At 69.2% G+C, this 17,254-nt stretch carries 10 protein-coding genes; 2 read left to right on the top strand and 8 right to left on the bottom strand.

Going from position 1 to position 17,254, the window contains the following annotated elements; all coding sequences use genetic code 11:
• Positions 1 to 26: 26 nt before the first annotated feature.
• The 6 genes from ASD15_RS25610 to ASD15_RS25585 form a co-directional block, all read right to left on the bottom strand.
• A complete protein-coding gene (locus tag ASD15_RS25610) occupies positions 27 to 1,394 on the bottom strand; it encodes a sensor histidine kinase (RefSeq protein ID WP_057157866.1) in 1,368 nt (455 codons plus the stop codon).
• Entirely contained in the window at positions 1,391 to 3,955 is a 2,565-nt protein-coding gene (locus ASD15_RS25605; RefSeq protein ID WP_057157865.1) for a chemotaxis protein CheB, read from the bottom strand. Before ASD15_RS25605 ends, ASD15_RS25610 begins: the two co-directional genes overlap by 4 nt.
• A 104-nt stretch (positions 3,956 to 4,059) precedes the next feature.
• Positions 4,060 to 5,646 (bottom strand): TolC family protein, encoded by a 1,587-nt coding sequence (locus ASD15_RS25600; protein WP_057157864.1) that lies wholly within the window; start codon positions 5,644 to 5,646, stop codon positions 4,060 to 4,062.
• On the bottom strand, positions 5,643 to 8,879 hold the full coding sequence (locus ASD15_RS25595) for an efflux RND transporter permease subunit (protein ID WP_057157863.1): 3,237 nt from the start codon (positions 8,877 to 8,879) through the stop codon (positions 5,643 to 5,645). Before ASD15_RS25595 ends, ASD15_RS25600 begins: the two co-directional genes overlap by 4 nt.
• Positions 8,876 to 12,040: an efflux RND transporter permease subunit gene (locus ASD15_RS25590; RefSeq protein ID WP_057157862.1), complete on the bottom strand. Its 3,165-nt coding sequence runs from the start codon at positions 12,038 to 12,040 to the stop codon at positions 8,876 to 8,878. Before ASD15_RS25590 ends, ASD15_RS25595 begins: the two co-directional genes overlap by 4 nt.
• The gene (locus ASD15_RS25585) at positions 12,037 to 13,500 is read right to left on the bottom strand and encodes an efflux RND transporter periplasmic adaptor subunit (RefSeq protein ID WP_057157861.1); all 1,464 of its coding nucleotides are present in this window, start codon (positions 13,498 to 13,500) and stop codon (positions 12,037 to 12,039) included. The genes ASD15_RS25590 and ASD15_RS25585 overlap by 4 nt, the downstream gene beginning before the upstream one ends.
• Positions 13,501 to 13,750: 250 nt before the next feature.
• Between ASD15_RS25585 and ASD15_RS25580 the strand changes: the two genes are divergently transcribed.
• Positions 13,751 to 14,443 (top strand): response regulator, encoded by a 693-nt coding sequence (locus tag ASD15_RS25580; RefSeq protein ID WP_057157860.1) that lies wholly within the window; start codon positions 13,751 to 13,753, stop codon positions 14,441 to 14,443.
• Positions 14,443 to 15,897: a HAMP domain-containing sensor histidine kinase gene (locus ASD15_RS25575; protein ID WP_057157859.1), complete on the top strand. Its 1,455-nt coding sequence runs from the start codon at positions 14,443 to 14,445 to the stop codon at positions 15,895 to 15,897. The genes ASD15_RS25580 and ASD15_RS25575 overlap by 1 nt, the downstream gene beginning before the upstream one ends.
• Here ASD15_RS25575 and ASD15_RS25570 read toward each other — a convergent pair.
• Positions 15,894 to 16,712 carry an anti-sigma factor gene (locus tag ASD15_RS25570; RefSeq protein ID WP_057157858.1) on the bottom strand — a complete coding sequence of 273 codons (819 nt, stop codon included), beginning with the start codon at positions 16,710 to 16,712 and terminating at the stop codon, positions 15,894 to 15,896. The two genes, ASD15_RS25575 and ASD15_RS25570, sit on opposite strands and share 4 nt — an antisense overlap.
• Positions 16,709 to 17,203, bottom strand: a complete 495-nt coding sequence (locus ASD15_RS25565) for an RNA polymerase sigma factor (RefSeq protein ID WP_057157857.1) — start codon at positions 17,201 to 17,203, stop codon at positions 16,709 to 16,711. Before ASD15_RS25565 ends, ASD15_RS25570 begins: the two co-directional genes overlap by 4 nt.
• Positions 17,204 to 17,254 lie beyond the last annotated feature (51 nt).

The raw sequence follows: 17,254 nt of genomic DNA, 5'->3' as shown, positions 1-17,254 counted from the left end.
CTTGCGCCTGCCGCTGAAAATGCTTTTTAGCTATTGCCAGCCTGGCCAACCTGGCCCGGCAAGCGCATGCTCACCCGGCACCCCTGGGCCGCGCCGTAATCGACCTCCAGCACGCCGCCGTGGGCGCGCAGGCGCTCACCAATGGCCAGCATGGCCAGCGCCTGGCGCTGGCGGCGCCCGGCAAGGGCAACCCCGCCACCGGCATCGCTGTCTACGGCAGTGTCGCCGGCGCCGTCGTCGGTCACCAGCAGCACCGCGCCTGAGCGGCCGAGGCGCCGCAGGCTGACCGCCACCGCGCTGGCGCCGCCGTCGCGCTGCACCGATGCCAGCAAGGCCTGCAACTGGCGGAACAGCATCAGCGCGGCACCGCTCTCCAGGCAGTCGAACGCTTGTTCATCCGGTACGTCCAGTGTGCAAACCAGGCCGCTGCGCTTGCGAAAATCGGCCAGCAGCCAGTCCACCGCTGCGTGCAGGCCCAGGTCCAGCACGGCCGGCCGCAGCTGGTTCAGGATGGCGCGCACGCTGCGCAGGGTGGTGTCCACATTCTCCAGTGCGGCGCTGGCGCGCTGGTGCAGCGGCCCGCCATGCCTGCGGGTGCGCTGGTCCAGCAGGGCAGCCTCGATACGCAGCGCCAGCAGGTTCTGCCCCACGTTGTCGTGCATGGCGCGCGCCATGTCCAGCCGCGCCGCTTCCAGCGCATTCGCTTCGTGCTCGGCCAGCAGGCGCAGTTGCGTGTTGTCCAGCGTCAGCGCGGTGGTGCGCTCGGCCACTTGCGCGGCCACCTGGGACGCCATGGCCAGGGCGCCCTGCTGCGCCAGTTGCGCCGCCAGGCGTGCGCCAAGGGGGCCGGCCGCCAGCGGCTCATGGCCGGGAAAGGCCTGCTCCCGATGGCCGGCTGCGCCGCTGTCCGGCTGCGCGGACGGCGCCGCAGCCAGCGGCGCGATGACCAGGCAACACAGGCCGGAGGCCGCATCCAGGCAGGCGTCGATGCGCACCGCGCAGGCGCCGGGGATGCCGGCAAACAGCTGCGTTTCCATGCCGGCCCGGCCGTCGCCGCTGCGCAGGATGGCCGTAAAGGCGCGCCAGCGCGGCTGCTGCTCGGGCGCCAGGTAACGTTCGAAAGGCTGGCCCTGGAGCGCGGCGGCGCTTTGCGCCAGCAGCGCGGCGCCGGCCTGGTTGGCGCACACCACCAGCCCGCCCTGGTCCAGCGCGTAGGTGCACGCCGGCGACTGCTCGAACAGTTGCTGGTACAGCGCCTGGCCGGTGCGCGCCTGTTCGCTGCGCTGCTGCAGCGCCGACAGCGCCTGCTGCTGCAGTTCCAGCTCGATCTTGCTGAGTTGGAGCGTCTGCCACTGGCGTAGCGCGTCGCTGCGGGGATGGTTGCCCTTGCTCACTGCGCACCTCCGTCGCCGCTTTCCGTCAGGCTCAGCGCGCGCAACTTCGATTCCAGCTGCTTGGCGTCGGTGATGTTGATAAAGGTCAGCACCAGGCCGTCGATCACATTGTCAACCGTGCGGTAAGGCATGATGCGCACCGTGAACCAGCGCCCGTTGCGGGTGGGGATCTGCTTTTCACTGAACACCAGCGTGCGCAGCACTTGCTCGGCGTCCTGTTCCAGTTCCGGGTAAATCAGGTCGCTGGAGATGTCGCTCAGCGGGCGCTGCACGTCGCCGGCGATCAGCTTGTAGACCTGGGCGGCCTGCGTGGTGAAGCGGCGGATGTGCAGCAGGTTGTCGAGGAAGATGGTGGCGATGTCGGTGCTGTTGAGCAGGTTCTTCATGTCGCTGTTGACCAGCGACAGGTCGTCCACCTTCGATTGCAGCTCGGCGTTGACCGTGTAGAGCTCTTCGTTCAGCGACTGCATCTCTTCCTTCGACGTGGTCAGCTCCTCGTTGGTGGACTGCAGTTCCTCGTTGGTCGATTGCAGCTCCTCATTGGCCGAACGCAGCTCTTCGCGCGAGGTTTGCATTTCGTCGCGCACGGCCTGGATTTCCAGGCGCGCCTGGGCCAGTTGCTGCTCCAGCTCGGTCACGCGCGGGTTGGCCGAACGCGCGCGGCGCCCGGCCGGACGCGGCACGCTGAGGAAAGTCAGCAGCACCATGCCTTCCAGCGCATCGCCTTCATGCAACGCTTCGGCGCTCATGTCCACCGCCAGTTCCTGGCCGCTGGCGTTTTTCATCACCAGGCCGCGCAGCACTTGCGGCCCTTCGCTGCCCAGCGCGCGCTGCAGCAGGTCGTCCAGCTGGTAACGCAGGCCGTCGCGCGCCATGGCGTGGATGTTCCAGTTGGCCTTGCCCGCGGCCGGTTCCAGATAGGTGCCGGTGCGGCCGTGGATGTAGAGGATGTCGCCGTCGCGGTTGAGCAGGACGGCCGCCGGCGTGTGCTTTTTCAGCAGCAGCTGCTCGACCTGCGTTTGGAGATTGCCGTTCATCGATACTGACCTGGCTTCGTTGGCAATGGGGGCGGCTGCCGCCATCTTGGTTGGGAAATAGTGTACCAGCCTCTGATCGCCGGCATCGAGCCGCTGGTAGATCCGGCTAACGCCCGGCAGCGGCGCGAACAGTTCGGTAAACTGGCCCGGCGTGTCTGCGCTGCCCAGCAACAGCAGGCCAGCCGGCTTGAGCGCGTAATGGAACAGCGGAATCAGGCGCCGCTGCAGCTTGGGGCTGAAATAGATCAGCAGATTGCGGCAGCTGAGCACGTCGAGCTTGGTGAACGGCGGATCGGAGATGATGTTCTGCTGCGCAAAGATGATCATATTGCGCAGTTCCTTGCGCACCCGGTAGCCGCGCTCCTCGGCAGTGAAGAAGCGCTGCAGGCGTTCCGGCGACACGTCGGCCTCGATGCTGTGCGTGAACAGGCCTTCGCGGGCGCGGTCGATGGCGTCCGGGTCGAGGTCGGTGGCGAAGATCTGCAGGCTGTACTTGGCTTTCGGGCTCACATGCAAGACCGCCTCGCTGAACACCATGGCCAGGGAATACGCCTCCTCGCCGGTGGAGCAGGCCGGCACCCAGGCCTTGAATGCGGCGCCGTCCGGGTGCGCTTCCAGCAGCTGAGGCAAGGCCACGGCCTTGAGCTGCTCCCACACTTTCTGGTCGCGGAAGAAGCTGGTCACGCCGATCAGCATTTCCTTGAACAGCAGTTGCACCTCGCCCGGGTTGTCCTGCAACAGGCGGACGTAGGTTTCCAGCGTGGCACACTGGTGCAGCGCCACGCGGCGCTCGATGCGGCGCATGACGGTGTTCAACTTGTAGCCGGCGAAGTCGTTGCCGGTGCGGGTCAGCAGGAACTGCAGCAGTTCGCTCAGCGCATTGCGGCGCTGAGCGCCTGGCAGTTCGTTCAGCGGCCGCCGGTGGGCCAGGCGGCCGGCAATCAGGGCCGGCATTTCGCCGGCGCGGGCGACGATGTCGGCGCTGCCGGAATCGATGGCGCTTTGCGGCATGGCGGTGAAGCGCGCCGAGGCAGGCTGCTGGGCCAGCGTCAGGCCGCCGCGCTCCTGGATGGCGCGCAGGCCGGCGCTGCCGTCGCTGCCCATGCCGGACAACACCACGCCGGCCGCCAGCGGACCGCATTCGGCCGCCAGGTCGTTTAGAAAATGGTCGATCGACAAGGTCTGGGCGCGGGTGTGCGGGCGGCGCGTCAGGCGCAGCGCACCGCGCGCGTAGCCCAGGTCGCGATTGGGCGGAATCACGTAGACGTTGCCCGCCTCGACCACCATGCCGTCGGCCGCTTCTTGCACCGGCATGGCGGTCACGCGCTGCAGCAGTTCCGGCAGCATGCCGATGTGTTGCGGATCCAGGTGCTGCACCACCACGTAGGCCAGCGGGCTGTTCGGCGGCACCGCCGCCAACAGCTCGCAGATCGGTTCCAACCCGCCGGCGGACGCGCCTATGCCCACCACGGGAATGAGGGGTCTGGATGCCGGCAAGGACTCGGCGGTATCGCTTTGATTCATTGGTGCTGGGCTTAGAAAAGGCGCTAGCCTGGATTGTCGATTATACAAAGCGCCTTGCCTGAAAGCCAGCGCCCGCTATCGGGCGCACCTGCCTTTCGCGACAGCTAGCGGTCTGCATGCCAGCCGCCGCCCAGCGACTGGATCAGCGCCACGGCCGTGGTCTGGCGGTCGGCCTGGGCCTGCAGCAGGGCGCGGCGGGCGTTCAGGGCCGTTACCTGGGCTTGCACCACGTCGGTGTAGGCGACCTGGCCGGCGCGGTAGCGGTTCAGCATCTGCTGCTCCACCTGGTCGGCGGCGGCGGCGGCCGTGCGGCGGTGCGCCTGCTGCTGCTCCAGGGCGCGGCTGGCGGCCAGCTGGTCTTCCACATCGGCGAAGGCGGCCAGCACGGTCTGGCGGTAGCGGGCGATGGCCGCGTCGCGCGCGGCTTCGGCGCCGGCCACGCGCGCCTTGGTGGCGCCGGCGTCGAAGAGGGTCTGTGCGGCGGACAGGCCGAGCGCCCACAGGCTGTTCGACGCATTGAACAGGCCGGAGGCGGCGCTGGCGCCAAAGCCATAGGAGGCGCTCAGGTTCAGGTTGGGGAAATAGGCGGCGCGGGCGATGCCGATCTGCTCGTTGGCGGCGGCCACGCGGCGTTCGGCTGCGGCGATGTCCGGGCGGCGCTGCAGCAGCGCGGAGGGCACCACGGCCGGCACCGCCGGCACCACCGCCCCGCCCCACGCAGCCGGCTCGGCGCCGGCCGGCGAAGCGTAGACCAGCGGCGGCGCCATGACGATGCGCCCCGAGCCGTCAAGCTGCGGCGGCGCGCCTGCGGCCGGGCCGGCGGCGGCAGGACCGCCGGCCGTGGCGGGCATGGCGCCGGGCTGCGAGGCGGCAAGCGATGGCAGTGCGAGAGCGGCGACTTGGGGCAGCGGGGCCAGCGTGAACTCGGCCGGGGCTTTGCCCAGCAGGACGGCGATGGCGTGTTCGAGCTGGGCGCGCTGGCGCGTGACGCTGATCAGGTCTATGCGGGCGTTGGCAAGCTGGGTTTCAGCCTGCAGCACGTCGGACTTGGCGGCAATGGCCGCGCTGAAGCGGTTTTGCGTGATCTGCAGCACACGCTCGTAGCCTTGCACGGTGGCGTCCAGCAGCGCTTTCTGGGCGTCGGCCTGGCGCAGCGCGAAATAATTGGCGGCCAGTTCACCCTGCGCGGACAGGCGCGCTGCGGCCAGGTCGGCGGCGCTGGCGGCGGCACTGGCGCTGGCGGCAGTGCTGGCGGCGCCGAGGCGGCCCCATATGTCCGGCTCCCAGCTGCCGCCCAGGTTCACGCGGTAGGCGCTGGCGGTGCGCGTGGCGCCGCCCCCGCCGCTGCGGTTGGCGCTGCCGCTCAGGTCCACCGCCGGAAAGAGCTGGGCGCGCTGCTCGGCCACCAGGGCGCGCGCCTGCGCATAGGACGCGGCGGCGGCGGCCACGTTCTGGTTGGACACCTCGATGGACGCGGCCAGTTCGTTCAGCACCGGGTCGCCGAACAGCGTCCACCACGGGCCGCGCTCGAGCATGTCGGCCGGCGCGGCGGGCGCCCAGCCTTCGGCCTCCTTGAAGGCGGCAGTTTGCGGCGTGACAGGGACTTCGTATTTCGGCCCGACGGCGCAACCAGCCAGGGATAATGCCGCCAGCAGGGCCAACGAAACGGGAGTGAAGGGGGGCTTGTTCATGGCGTGCTCGGTCCGGCAGTTGCCTGCCTGCTCAATTGGATTTCGGACTCGCTGCGGCTGCGCAGCCTGTCCATCAGGATGTAGACCACCGGCGTGGTCAGCAAGGTCAGCAGCTGGCTGGCGATCAGGCCGCCGATGATGGCAATGCCCAGCGGCTGGCGCAGCTCGGAGCCTTCGCCGAAGCCTATCGCCAGCGGCAAGGCGCCCAGCGCGGCGGCCAGCGTGGTCATCAGGATGGGCCGGAAGCGCAACAGGCAGGCTTCGCGCACCGCCTCCACCGCCGTCAGGCCGCGCGCGCGCTCGGCTTCCAGCGCAAAGTCGATAATGAGGATGGCGTTCTTCTTGACGATGCCGATCAGCAGGAACACGCCGATCAGCGCAATGATGGAAAACTCCATCTTGAACAGCAGCAGCGCCAGCACCGCCCCCACGCCCGCCGACGGCAAGGTGGACAGCACCGTCACCGGGTGCACCAGGCTCTCGTACAGGATGCCCAGCACGATGTAGATCACCACGATGGCCGCCAGGATCAGCAAGGGCTGCTGCTTGTTGCTGTCGTCGGCCGCCTTGGCCGTGCCCTGGAAGCTGCCGCGCACATTGTTGGGCATGCCGATGTCGGCCTCGGCCTGCTTGACGGCGGCCTGGCCGTCGCTCAGGCTGAACCCTTCGGCCAGGTTGAACGAGACTGTGGTGGCCAGTTCGCCGTCCTGGTGGTTGACCGAGGTGGGCGTGGCGCTTTCAGCAAAGCTGGCGATGGCCGGCAGCGGCACCATGGCCGCCGGCGCCACGCTCAGCGCCGCGCCGGTGGACGCGTCGCGCGCGGCGGCCACGTTGTTGGAACCGCCGCCCGCGCCCCTGGCGGACACGTACACGTCCTTCAACGCCTCCGGGCTCTTGGCGTACTCGGGCGCCACTTCCATCACCACCTTGTACTGGTTCAGCTCATCGTAGATGGTGGCCACCTGGCGCTGGCCGAAGGCGTTGTAGAGCGCATTGTCGACGTCGCGCACGCCAATGCCCATGCGGGTGATGGTGTCCTTGTCGATGGTGACGAAGGTTTCCACGCCGTTTTCGGCCTGGTCGGTGTCCACGTCGATCAGCTCCGGCTGCTGCTTCATCGAATCGGCCAGTTTGCCGGCCCAGGCCTTCAGGTCGGCCCGGTTGTCGCTCTTCAGCGTGTACTGGTAGGTGGAATTGCTGGAGCGTCCGCCCATGCGCAGGTCCTGCACCGTGTTCAGGAACAGCGACACGCCGGTAACCTGCGCCAGCTGCGGACGCAGGCGCGCGATCACGGCCTGGCCGGACTCGGTGCGCTCGGAGGCAGGCTTGAGATTGATGAACATGAACCCGCCGCCGGCGCGCGAGCCGCCGGTAAAGCCCACCACGGTGGCCACCGCCGGGTCGCGCTTGATGATGTTGACCAGCTGGCGCAGCTTGCCCTGCATGGCCTGGAAGGAGATGCTCTGGTCGGCGCGCATGCCGCCGTTGATCTGCCCCGTGTCCTGCTGCGGGAAGAAGCCCTTTGGCGCCGCCGCAAACAGGTACACGTTCAGGCCAACCACGAACACCAGGATGGCCATCACCAGCCACACGCTGTGCAGCGCCCAATCCAGCGCATGCTCGTACACCCGCAGCACGGCCTGGAAGCCGCGCTCGAACAGGCGCGCCACCCTGCCCTCGGGCTTGCCGTCGTGCCCGGGTTTCAGCAGCCAGGCGCACATCATGGGCGTGGTGGTGAGCGAGATCACCAGCGAAATCATGACCGCCACCGACAGCGTGACGGCGAACTCGCGGAACAGCCGCCCCACCTGGCCGCCCATGAACAGCAGCGGGATGAACACGGCCACCAGCGACAGGGATATCGACAGCACCGTGAAGCCCACTTCGCGCGCGCCCAGCAGCGCCGCCTTGAAGCGGTCCATGCCGGCCTCGATGTGGCGCGCCGTGTTTTCCAGCACCACGATGGCGTCATCGACCACGAAGCCGGTGGCCACGGTGAGCGCCATCAGGCTCAGGTTGTTCAGGCTGAAGCCCAGCAGATACATGACGCCAAAGGTGCCCAGCAGCGACACCACAGTGGCCACCGCCGGGATGATGGTGGCGCGCGCGCTGCGCAGGAAGGCGCTCACCACCAGCACCACCAGCACGATGGAGATGACCAGCGTCAGTTCGATTTCATGCAGCGAGGAGCGGATCGAGTTGGTGCTGTCGGACGCCACTTCCAGCTTCACGTCCGGAGGCAATTGCGCCTGCAGCTGCGGGATCAGCGCGCGCACGCCGTCCACGGTTTCAATCACGTTGGCGCCAGGCTGGCGCGTGATCAGCACGATCACCGCCGGCTCGCCGTTGAACAGGCCGAGCGTGTTCTTGTTCTCGGCCCCATCCTCCACGGTGGCGATGTCGCGCAGGCGGATGGCGGCGCCGTCGCGCCAGGCCACCACCAGGTCGCGGTAGTCCGCCGCACTGGGGCGTGTCGGAGGGTTGCCGGCGCCCGCACCGGCAGCGGCGCCCGGCACCACGCCGCTCACGCGCGCCGGCGCGGAATAGATCTGCAGGCGGCGCTCGTCGCCTTCCAGCGCGCCCTTCGGGCGGTTGGCGTTGGACGCCTGGATGGCGGCGCGCACGTCCTCCATCGAGACGCCATAGCGGTTCACCGCGTACGGCAGCAATTCCACGCGCACTGCCGGCAACGAGCCGCCGCCGATTTCCACGTCGCCCACGCCCTTCACCTGCGCCAGCTTCTGCTGCACGATGTTGGAGACGGCCTCATAGATCTGGCCCGGCTTGCGGGTGGGCGAGGTCAGCGCCAGGATGATGACCGGCGCGTCGGACGGGTTGGCCTTGCGGTAGGTCGGATTGTTTTTCAGCGTGGCCGGCAGGTCGGCGCGCGAGGCGTTGATGGCCGCCTGCACTTCACGCGCGGCGGCATCGATCTTGCGGTTCAGGTCGAACTGCAGGCTGATGCGGGTGGAGCCGCTGCCGGACGACGAAGTCATTTCGTTCACGCCCGCGATCACGCCCAGCCGCCGTTCCAGCGGCGTGGCCACGCTGGAGGCCATGGTGTCAGGACTCGCTCCGGGCAGGCTGGCGCTGACCGAGATCGACGGATAGTCGACCTGCGGCAGCGGCGACACCGGCAGCACGAAGAAGGCGCCGATGCCCGCCAGCGCCATCCCGATGGTCAGCAGCACCGTGGCAATGGGGCGCCGGACGAAGGGTTCGGACAGGTTCACGGCTGCGCCCCCGGCGGCACGGCACGCGGCGGCGCATTGCCTGCGCCAGCGCCCTGCCCGCCGCCTGTGCCTGTCCTGCCGCGCCAGCGCTGCGCCAGGCGGTCGAAGCCCAGGTAGATCACCGGCGTGGTGTACAAGGTCAGCACCTGGCTGACGATCAGGCCACCGAAGATGGACAGGCCCAGCGGGCGGCGCAGCTCGGCGCCTTCGCCGAAGCCCAGCATCAGCGGCACGGCGGCGAACAGCGCGGCCAGGGTGGTCATCAGGATGGGGCGGAAGCGCAGCAGCGCGGCCTGGTGGATGGCTTCCTGCGGCGATTTGCCTGGGTTGACGCCGTCGCCCCGCTCGGCCTCGATGGCGAAGTCGATCATCATGATGGCGTTCTTCTTGACGATGCCGATCAGCAGGATGATGCCGATGATGCCGATCACGCCCAGGTCCTGGCCGCTCACCATCAGCGCCAGCAAGGCGCCCACGCCGGCCGACGGCAAGGTGGACAGGATGGTCAGCGGATGGATGTAGCTCTCGTACAGCACGCCCAGCACAATGTAGACGCAGATCACGGCCGCCAGGATCAGCCACAGCTGGTTCGACAGCGAGGCCTGGTAGGCGCCCGCCGCGCCCAGGAAGGTCATGGTGACCGACGGCGGCAGCTTGATCTCCTCGGCCGCCGCACGCACCGCTTCCACCGAACGTCCCAGCGACACCCCGGGCGCGGTATCGAAACCCAGGGTGGTGGCCGGGTACTGCGCCACGTGGGTAATCTGCAGCGGCGCCGGCTTTTCCGTGATGGTGGCCACCGCCGACAGCGGCGTGGGCTTGCCGGAGCCGGTCTTCAGGTGCAGGTTGCCCAGCGACTCGGCCGTGGTCAGGGTGCCCGGTTGCGCCTCCAGGATCACGCGGTACTGGTTGGTCTCGGTGAAAATGGTGGAGACGATGCGCTGGCCGAAGGCGCTGTAGAGCGCGTCGTCAATGGCGGCGGCGGTGATGGACAGGCGCGAGGCGCTGTCGCGGTCGATGGTCACTTGCGCCGCCACGCCGGTGGCACCGGCGTCCGACACCACGTTGCGCAGCTGCTCGTGCTTCTGCATCTGTGCGGCCAGCTTGCCGGCCCACTCGGTGACGGTGGCCGTGTCGGCGCCTTCCAGCGACACGCGGTACTGCGTCGGACCGGATTCGGCGTCGATGGTCAGGTCCTGCGTGGGCTGCAGATAGACGGTGACGCCGGCCACGGCCGCCACGCGCTTGCGCAGGCGCTCCATGATCTCGTTCTGGTGGCCGCGCTTGTCCTTCAGGTTGATCAGCATGCGGCCGGTGTGCAGCATGGTGTTGTTGGCCGCGTCCACGCCCACCACGGAACTGAGGGTGGCCACGTCCGGATCTTCCATGATGGCCCGGGCGGCGGCCTGCTGCAGCTCGGCCATGCGGCTGTAGGACACCGCTTGCGCGGTCTCGATGCGGGCCTGCAGCTGGCCGGTGTCCTGGGTCGGGAACAATCCTTTGGGGATGAAGATGTAGAGCACCACCGTCAACAGCAGCGTACCCAGCGCCACCAGCAGGGTCAGGCCTTGGCGGCGCAGCACCCATTGCAGCGAGTTGTCGTAGCGGGCGATCACCTTGTCGAAGAAGCGCTGCACGCGGCCGCCGAAGGAATCCGGCGCGTCGTCCCGGTGGCTGGTGAGCCAGCGCGCCGACATCATCGGCACCAGGGTCAGCGACACCACGCCTGAAATCAGGATGGTGATGGCCAGCGTGACGGCGAATTCGCGGAACAGCCGGCCCACCACGTCGCCCATGAACAGCAGCGGGATCAGCACCGCGATCAGCGACACCGTCAGCGAGATGATGGTAAAGCCGATCTGGGTGGCGCCCTTGATGGCGGCGGCCATCGGCGTTTCGCCTTCCTCGATGTAGCGCGCAATGTTCTCGATCATGACGATGGCGTCGTCCACCACGAAGCCGGTGGCGATGGTGAGCGACATCAGGCTCAGGTTGTTCAGGCTGTAACCCAGCAAATACATCACGCCGAAGGTGCCGATCAGCGAGATCGGCACGGCCAGGCTGGCAATGACGGTGGCGCGCACGCTGTGCAGGAAGAAGAAGATCACCAGCACCACCAGCAGCACCGCCAGCACCAGTTCGAACTCAACGTGCTTGACGGAGGCGCGGATGCCGGTGGTGCGGTCGCTCAGCACTTCCACCTTCAGCGCGCCGGGCAGGCCGGCCTGCAGCTCCGGCAGGCGTTCCTTGATGGCGTCCACGGTGGCGATGACGTTGGCGCCGGGCTGGCGCTGCACGTTCAGGATGATGGCGGGGGTCAGCGCCCCGGTGTGGCCGGACCAGGCGCCCAGTTTGACGTTTTCCGCGCTGTCGACCACGCGCGCCACTTCGGACAGGCGCACCGGCGCCTCGTTGCGGTAGGCCACGATCAGGTTCTTGTAGTCCTCGGCCGTCACCAGCTGGTCGTTGGCGTTGATGGTGAACGAGCGCGTGGGGCCGTCGAAGCTGCCCTTGGCGCTGTTGGCGTTGGAGGACGTGATGGCGGTGCGCAGCGTGTCCAGCCCGAGGCCGTAGGACGCCAGCGCCTGGGTGTCGGCCTGGATCCGCACGGCCGGGCGCTGGCCGCCGCTCAGCGACACCAGGCCGACCCCGGAGACCTGGCTGATCTTCAGCGCCAAACGGGTGTTGACGATATTCTGCACTTCCGTCAGCGGCATGGTGTCGGCGGTGATGGCCAGCGTCAGCACGGGGGCGTCGGCCGGGTTCACCTTGGCGTACACCGGCGGCGCCGGCAGGTCGGTGGGCAGCAGCGAGCCGCCGGCGTTGATGGCGGCCTGCACTTCCTGCTCGGCCACGTCCAGCGTCTGGCCCAGGCCGAACTGCAGCGTGATGATGGAGACGCCGGCGGCGCTGGTGGAGCTCATGCGCTGCAGGCCGGACATCTGGCCGAACTGGCGCTCCAGCGGCGCGGTGACGGTCTGGCCCATCACTTCCGGGCTGGCGCCGGGGTACAGCGTCTGCACCTGGATGGTGGGGAAATCGACTTGCGGCAGCGCCGACAGCGGCAGGAACTTGAAGCCGACCAGGCCCGCCAGCACGATGGCCAGCATCAGCAGCGACGTCGCCACCGGCCGCTGGATGAAGGGGCGCGACGGGCTCATGGCGTCGGCTTCGGCGTTGCGGACGGCGCCGCCGGCGCCGGCGTACCGCCGGGGGCGGACCAGTCGCGGCGGCGGTGTTCGCCATGCGGCGCGCCGGCGCCGGCAGGCGCTGCCCCCTCGGCGCCGGCCGGTGCAGGCGCAGCGCCGCCCTGCCCTTCACGCCTGCCGCGCCGGCCGCCGCCTGCGCCCGCGCCCGGCTTGTCGCCCGGCAGCGTGACCTTGGCGCCGTCCTTCAGGCGGTCCGCGCCTTCGGTAATGACCTGCTCGCCCGCCTTCAGGCCGCTGCGGATCTCCACCTTGTCCACCGTGGCCTGCCCGCGCGTGACGGGACGCGTGCTGACCGTCTTGTCGCCGTTCAGCACATAGACGAAATCGCCCTTGCTGCCATGGCGCAGCGCCGTCACCGGCACCATCACGGCATCCTTGATGGTGCGCAGCTCCAGCCGCACGTTGACGAACTGGCTGGGGAACAGCGTGTTCCTGGCGTTGGCGAAGCGTGCCTTGGCCTTGATGGTGCCGGTCTGCGTGTCGACCTGGTTGTCCAGCGCATAGAAGCGGCCGTCGTCCAGCGTCACGGCGCGGGTGCGGTCCAGCGCCAGCGCCGGCAGCGGCGCGCCGGCGCTCACGCCCTCCATCACCATCGGCCCCTGGTCCTGCGGCACCGAGAATTCCACGTCGATCGGCGAGAGCTGCGTGATGACGGCGATGCCGGCCGCGTCGCCCGAGCTGACCAGGTTGCCGATATCGACCACCCGCAGGCCGACCCGCCCGCTGATCGGCGCCACCACCTTGGTGTAGCCCAGGTTCAGGCGCGCCACGCCCTCGTTGGCGCGGTCGGTCATGACGGTGCCCTCCAGCTGCTTGACTTGCGCGGCCTGGGTATCGACGTCCTGGCGCGCGATCGAGTCCTGCGCCAGCAAGGTGCGGTAGCGCTCCAGCGTCAGCCTGGCGTTTTCCAGCTGGGCCTCGTCGCGCTGGCGCTGGCCGCTGGCCTGCATCAGCGCCAGTTCGAACTGGCGCGGGTCGATCTGGGCCAGCACCTGGCCGGCCTTGACCATCTGCCCCTCCTTGAACAGCACCTTCTGCAGGATGCCGGATACCTGCGGCCGCACCGTGGTGGTGGCCGCCGCCGTGACGGTGCCCAGGGCATCCAGCACCACCGGGATGTCGGCCTTGTCGGCGGTCGCCACGCCCACCGTGGTAGCCGCGCCGCCGCGCCGCCCGCCCCCGCCGCCGGGACCGCCCGGGCCGCCCGGACCTCCGGGGCCGCCCTGGGCGCCCGCTTGCGCGCCCTGGCCGGCGGCCGGGTGGGTCAGATGCCAGGCCAGGCCGCCCAGGCCGGCCATGGCGGCAAGCGCCAGCAGGCCGCCGATAATTTGCGCGCGCCGGCTGCGCCTGGGCGTGGCGGGAAGGGTCTTCGAGGGTGGTGTGGGTGGTGTGGGTGGTGTGGGCGAGGTCATCGCTATTGTCCTTGTTCTTAGGCGTGGCGCGCCCAGTACGCGCCGGGAGATGAACCGACTCTAGCACAATGGAATTTCGGCTACGTGTCGGTTTGAAACAATTACGCCCCCCGCCGCAGGCAGTTTCCATCATGCAAGCCAGAGTGCCTGCAACGGCGGGGCGGCGGCCTGTTACATCGGGTAGCTGCCCGATACAAAGCTGCTACAAATTTGTGGTGACCGGCGGCGGCCATGCTCCGTAAAATGGGGCATGAGCGAACATATCCTGATTATCGAGGACGATCCGCGCCTGAGCGAGATGCTGTCCGAATACCTGACCACGGCCAAATTCGAGGTCACCGCCCACACCCGCGCCAAGCCGGCGCTGGCCTGGCTGGCGGCCAACCATGCCGACGCCGTGATCCTGGACCTGATGTTGCCCGACATGGACGGCCTGGAAGTGTGCCGCACGCTGCGCGCCTCCTCCAACATTCCGGTGGTGATGCTGACCGCGCGCGGCGACGCCATCGACCGCATCATCGGCCTGGAGCTGGGCGCCGACGACTACCTGCCCAAGCCCTTCGAGCCGCGCGAGCTGCTGGCGCGCCTGCGCGCGGTGCTGCGCAGGGGCGGCGAGGCGCAGCGCGCGGCCAACGAGGTGCTGCGCTTCGGGCGCCTGGAAATCGAGCCGGGCGCTTACGGCGCGCGGCTGGACGGCAAGGCCTGCGAGCTGACCGCGTGCCAGTTCGACGTGCTGCTGATGCTGGCGCGCAACGCCGGCCGGGTGCTGTCGCGCGAGGCGCTGATGGAGGCCACCAGCAGCGGCCAGGCCGAGGCGTTCGACCGCTCGATCGACGTGCACATGTCGCGCATCCGCGCCGCCGTGGAGGACGATCCCAAGCATCCGCGCCGCATCATCACGGTGCGCGGGGCGGGCTATCTGTTCGCCAAGGACCAGGACTGATGCCGCGTCTGTATTTCCGCTTCTACGCCGCGCTGCTGGCCAGCCTGGCGCTGCTGACCCTGGCCGTGGTGCTGCTGTGGCAATGGGCCGGCGCGCCGGTCGAGCTGTCCGACCGCACCCTGGGCACGCTGCTGCGCAACGCGCTGCCCCCTGCCGAAGCGCCGCCCGAACAGCAACAGGCAGCGCTGGAGCGCATGACGCGCGGCCTGCGCGCCGACATCACGCTGTTCAGCAAGGACTGGCAGCGGCTGGCCTACGTGGGCGAACCGCTGGAACGCCCGGACCGGCGCATGCTGCGCCAGCAGCGCATGGAACGCATGGAGCGCATGGAGGCCCGCCAGCACGGTGAGGACGGCCAGCGCGGCGCGGACAGCAGGCGCAATGAGCACGGCAATGCTGGCGACCGCCGCGGCGGCGCCGCACACGAGGCAGAGGCGGCCCAGCGCGCCGGCCCGCTGGACCAGGCCCGCCGCTGGGCGCGCGGCGACGAGGACATTGACCGTCCGCTGCGCCAGCGCCGCTTCCAGATGCACCTGGACGACGGCCGCCACATCGTCTCCAATACGCCGCTGCGCCAGGCGCCGTCGCGCATGCGGCTACACACCATCCTGATCGGCCTGGCCATCATCATCGCCATCGCCGCCTACCCAGTGGTGCGGCGCGTGACGCGGCGCCTGGAACATTTGCAGAAAGGGGTGGAATCGCTGGGCGCGGGCAACCTGTCGGCGCGGGTGGAGGTCAAGGGCAGCGACGAGGTGGCCGCGCTGGCGGCCAGTTTCAACCGCTCGGCCGACCAGATCGAAGCGCTGGTGGGCGCGCACAAGACCATGCTGGCCAACGCCTCGCACGAACTGCGCACGCCGCTGGCGCGCATCCGCCTGGCGCTGGAACTGAGCAAGGACAGCGTGGAACCGAAGCGGCGCGCCGGGCTGGAGCAGGACATCGCGGAACTGGACCAGCTGATCGACGAGATCCTGCTGGCCAGCCGCCTGGATGCGGTGGGCGAGCGCACCGAGAACGAGGAGCTGGACTTGCTGCCGCTGGCCGCCGAGGAATGCTCGCGCTACGACGAGGCAGACCTGGACGGTGAATCGCTGATCGTGCGCGGCGATGCGCGCCTGCTGCGCCGCATGCTGCGCAACCTGCTCGACAACGCGCGCCGCCACGGCGTGCCGCCCACCACGGTCAAGCTGCGCCGCAGCGGCGCCGGCAAGGACGTGTGCGCCGAAATCGTGGTGCAGGACGCCGGCCCCGGCATTCAGCAAAGCGAGTACGACAAGGTATTCGAACCCTTCTACCGCAGCAGCAACGCGCGCGACAGCGTGGGTTCCGGGCTCGGTTTGGCGCTGGTAAGGCAGATCGCCCGACGCCATGGCGGCGAGGCGCGCTGCGCCAAGCTGCATACGGGCCGCAGCGCCTTCGTGATCACCTTGCCGCTGGCGCAGCCGGCTTAGCGCCAGCCACGCTGCTGAGCTGCCTTCTCCGCCTGCGCGTCCAGGGCGGGGCCGGCGATGCGGGCATCGATGGCCTCCAGCACGGCGGGGGGCATGGCGCTGCCGGCCTGGCGGTAGTCGCCGCTGGCGCCCTGCTCCGCTTCGGCCAGCACGGCCAGCTTCCATTGGTCGCCGCTGCGGCAGGCCAGGCCGGCCGCACTGCCGGCGATGAAGCTGCGGCACAGCGCGCCGTCCGTGGCAGCGAACGTCACGCCGATCCTGATGGCGCCGCCATCCGCACCCGGCGCGCCGTTGCCGGCCGCTTGCGCACCCACACCAGCGGCAGCGGCAGCAGCTGCGGCCTGCCCTGCTCCGGTGCTGGCCAACTGATTGGACAACGCTGCAGCCAGGCGGCCATGCGCGAGCGCCGCCCCGTCGGCGTCCTGCGCGACAAGCAGCCTTGCCGCGGCACTGGCGCCAGCACCCGAGCCGCCGCCGAGCACCAAGCTCCCCACCAGCACGCCCACCGACAAGGAAGCGGCAATCGCGCCCCACTCCTGCCATGCCCAGCGCCGCTGCGGCTGGCTGCGGGCTGCGCGCGCAGCCCCCAGGTCGCTCACCTTGTCCGGCATGGCAGTGGCCAGCAGCGCCGGTGGCAGCGGCTCGTCGGCAATCGGCGCGAACGCGGCGAACACGTCCGAGCGCATGGCCTGATGCTGCGCCACGCGCGCGGCCAGCGCCGGATCGCCGCGCATGGCGCGCTCGACCTCGGTGCGCGCCGGCTCGTCCAGCTCGCCGTCCGCATAGGCCATCAGGGTCTCGTCGCTAAAGCTCATCTTGCAGTCCTCGCAGTATCGGATAACAGGTCTTGCAGCGCGGCGCGGGCGCGCGCCAGGCGGCTGGTCAAGGTGCCCATCGGGATGTCCAGCACCTCGGCAGCCTCCTTGTACGGCAGGCCGTCGACCAGCACCAGCGCCACCACGATGCGGTGCTCGTCGGACAGCAGGCTGACCGCTTTCTGGATCGCCATGCGCTGCTGCTGCGCCGCCGCGCCCTCGTCGCCCACATGCTCTCCCGCCTCTTCGGGCGCGAACAGCCGGTCGCGCCGCATGCGCGAGCGCATCTCGTCTATCCAGGCATTCTTCATGATCCTGAATATCCAGCTGTCGAGCCGCGTGCCGGCCTCCCACTGGGCGCTACGGTTCAGCGCGCGCTCGACGGCAATCTGCACGAGGTCGTCCGCATCCTCCCGGTGGTGGGTGATGGTGCGGGCAAAGCGCCGCAGGCGCGGCAGCAAGGCGGCGATGTCGCTGTTTATCGATGGCATGGATAACAGGTAAACGATGCGGCGAGGGATTTTAATCCCTGCCCCGTTCGT

It is taken from the genome of Massilia sp. Root351 (assembly GCF_001425045.1).
Lineage (GTDB): Bacteria > Pseudomonadota > Gammaproteobacteria > Burkholderiales > Burkholderiaceae_D > Rugamonas.
Note: the sequence above shows the minus strand (reverse complement) of the source record. Positions and strands in the feature narration are given on the sequence as shown.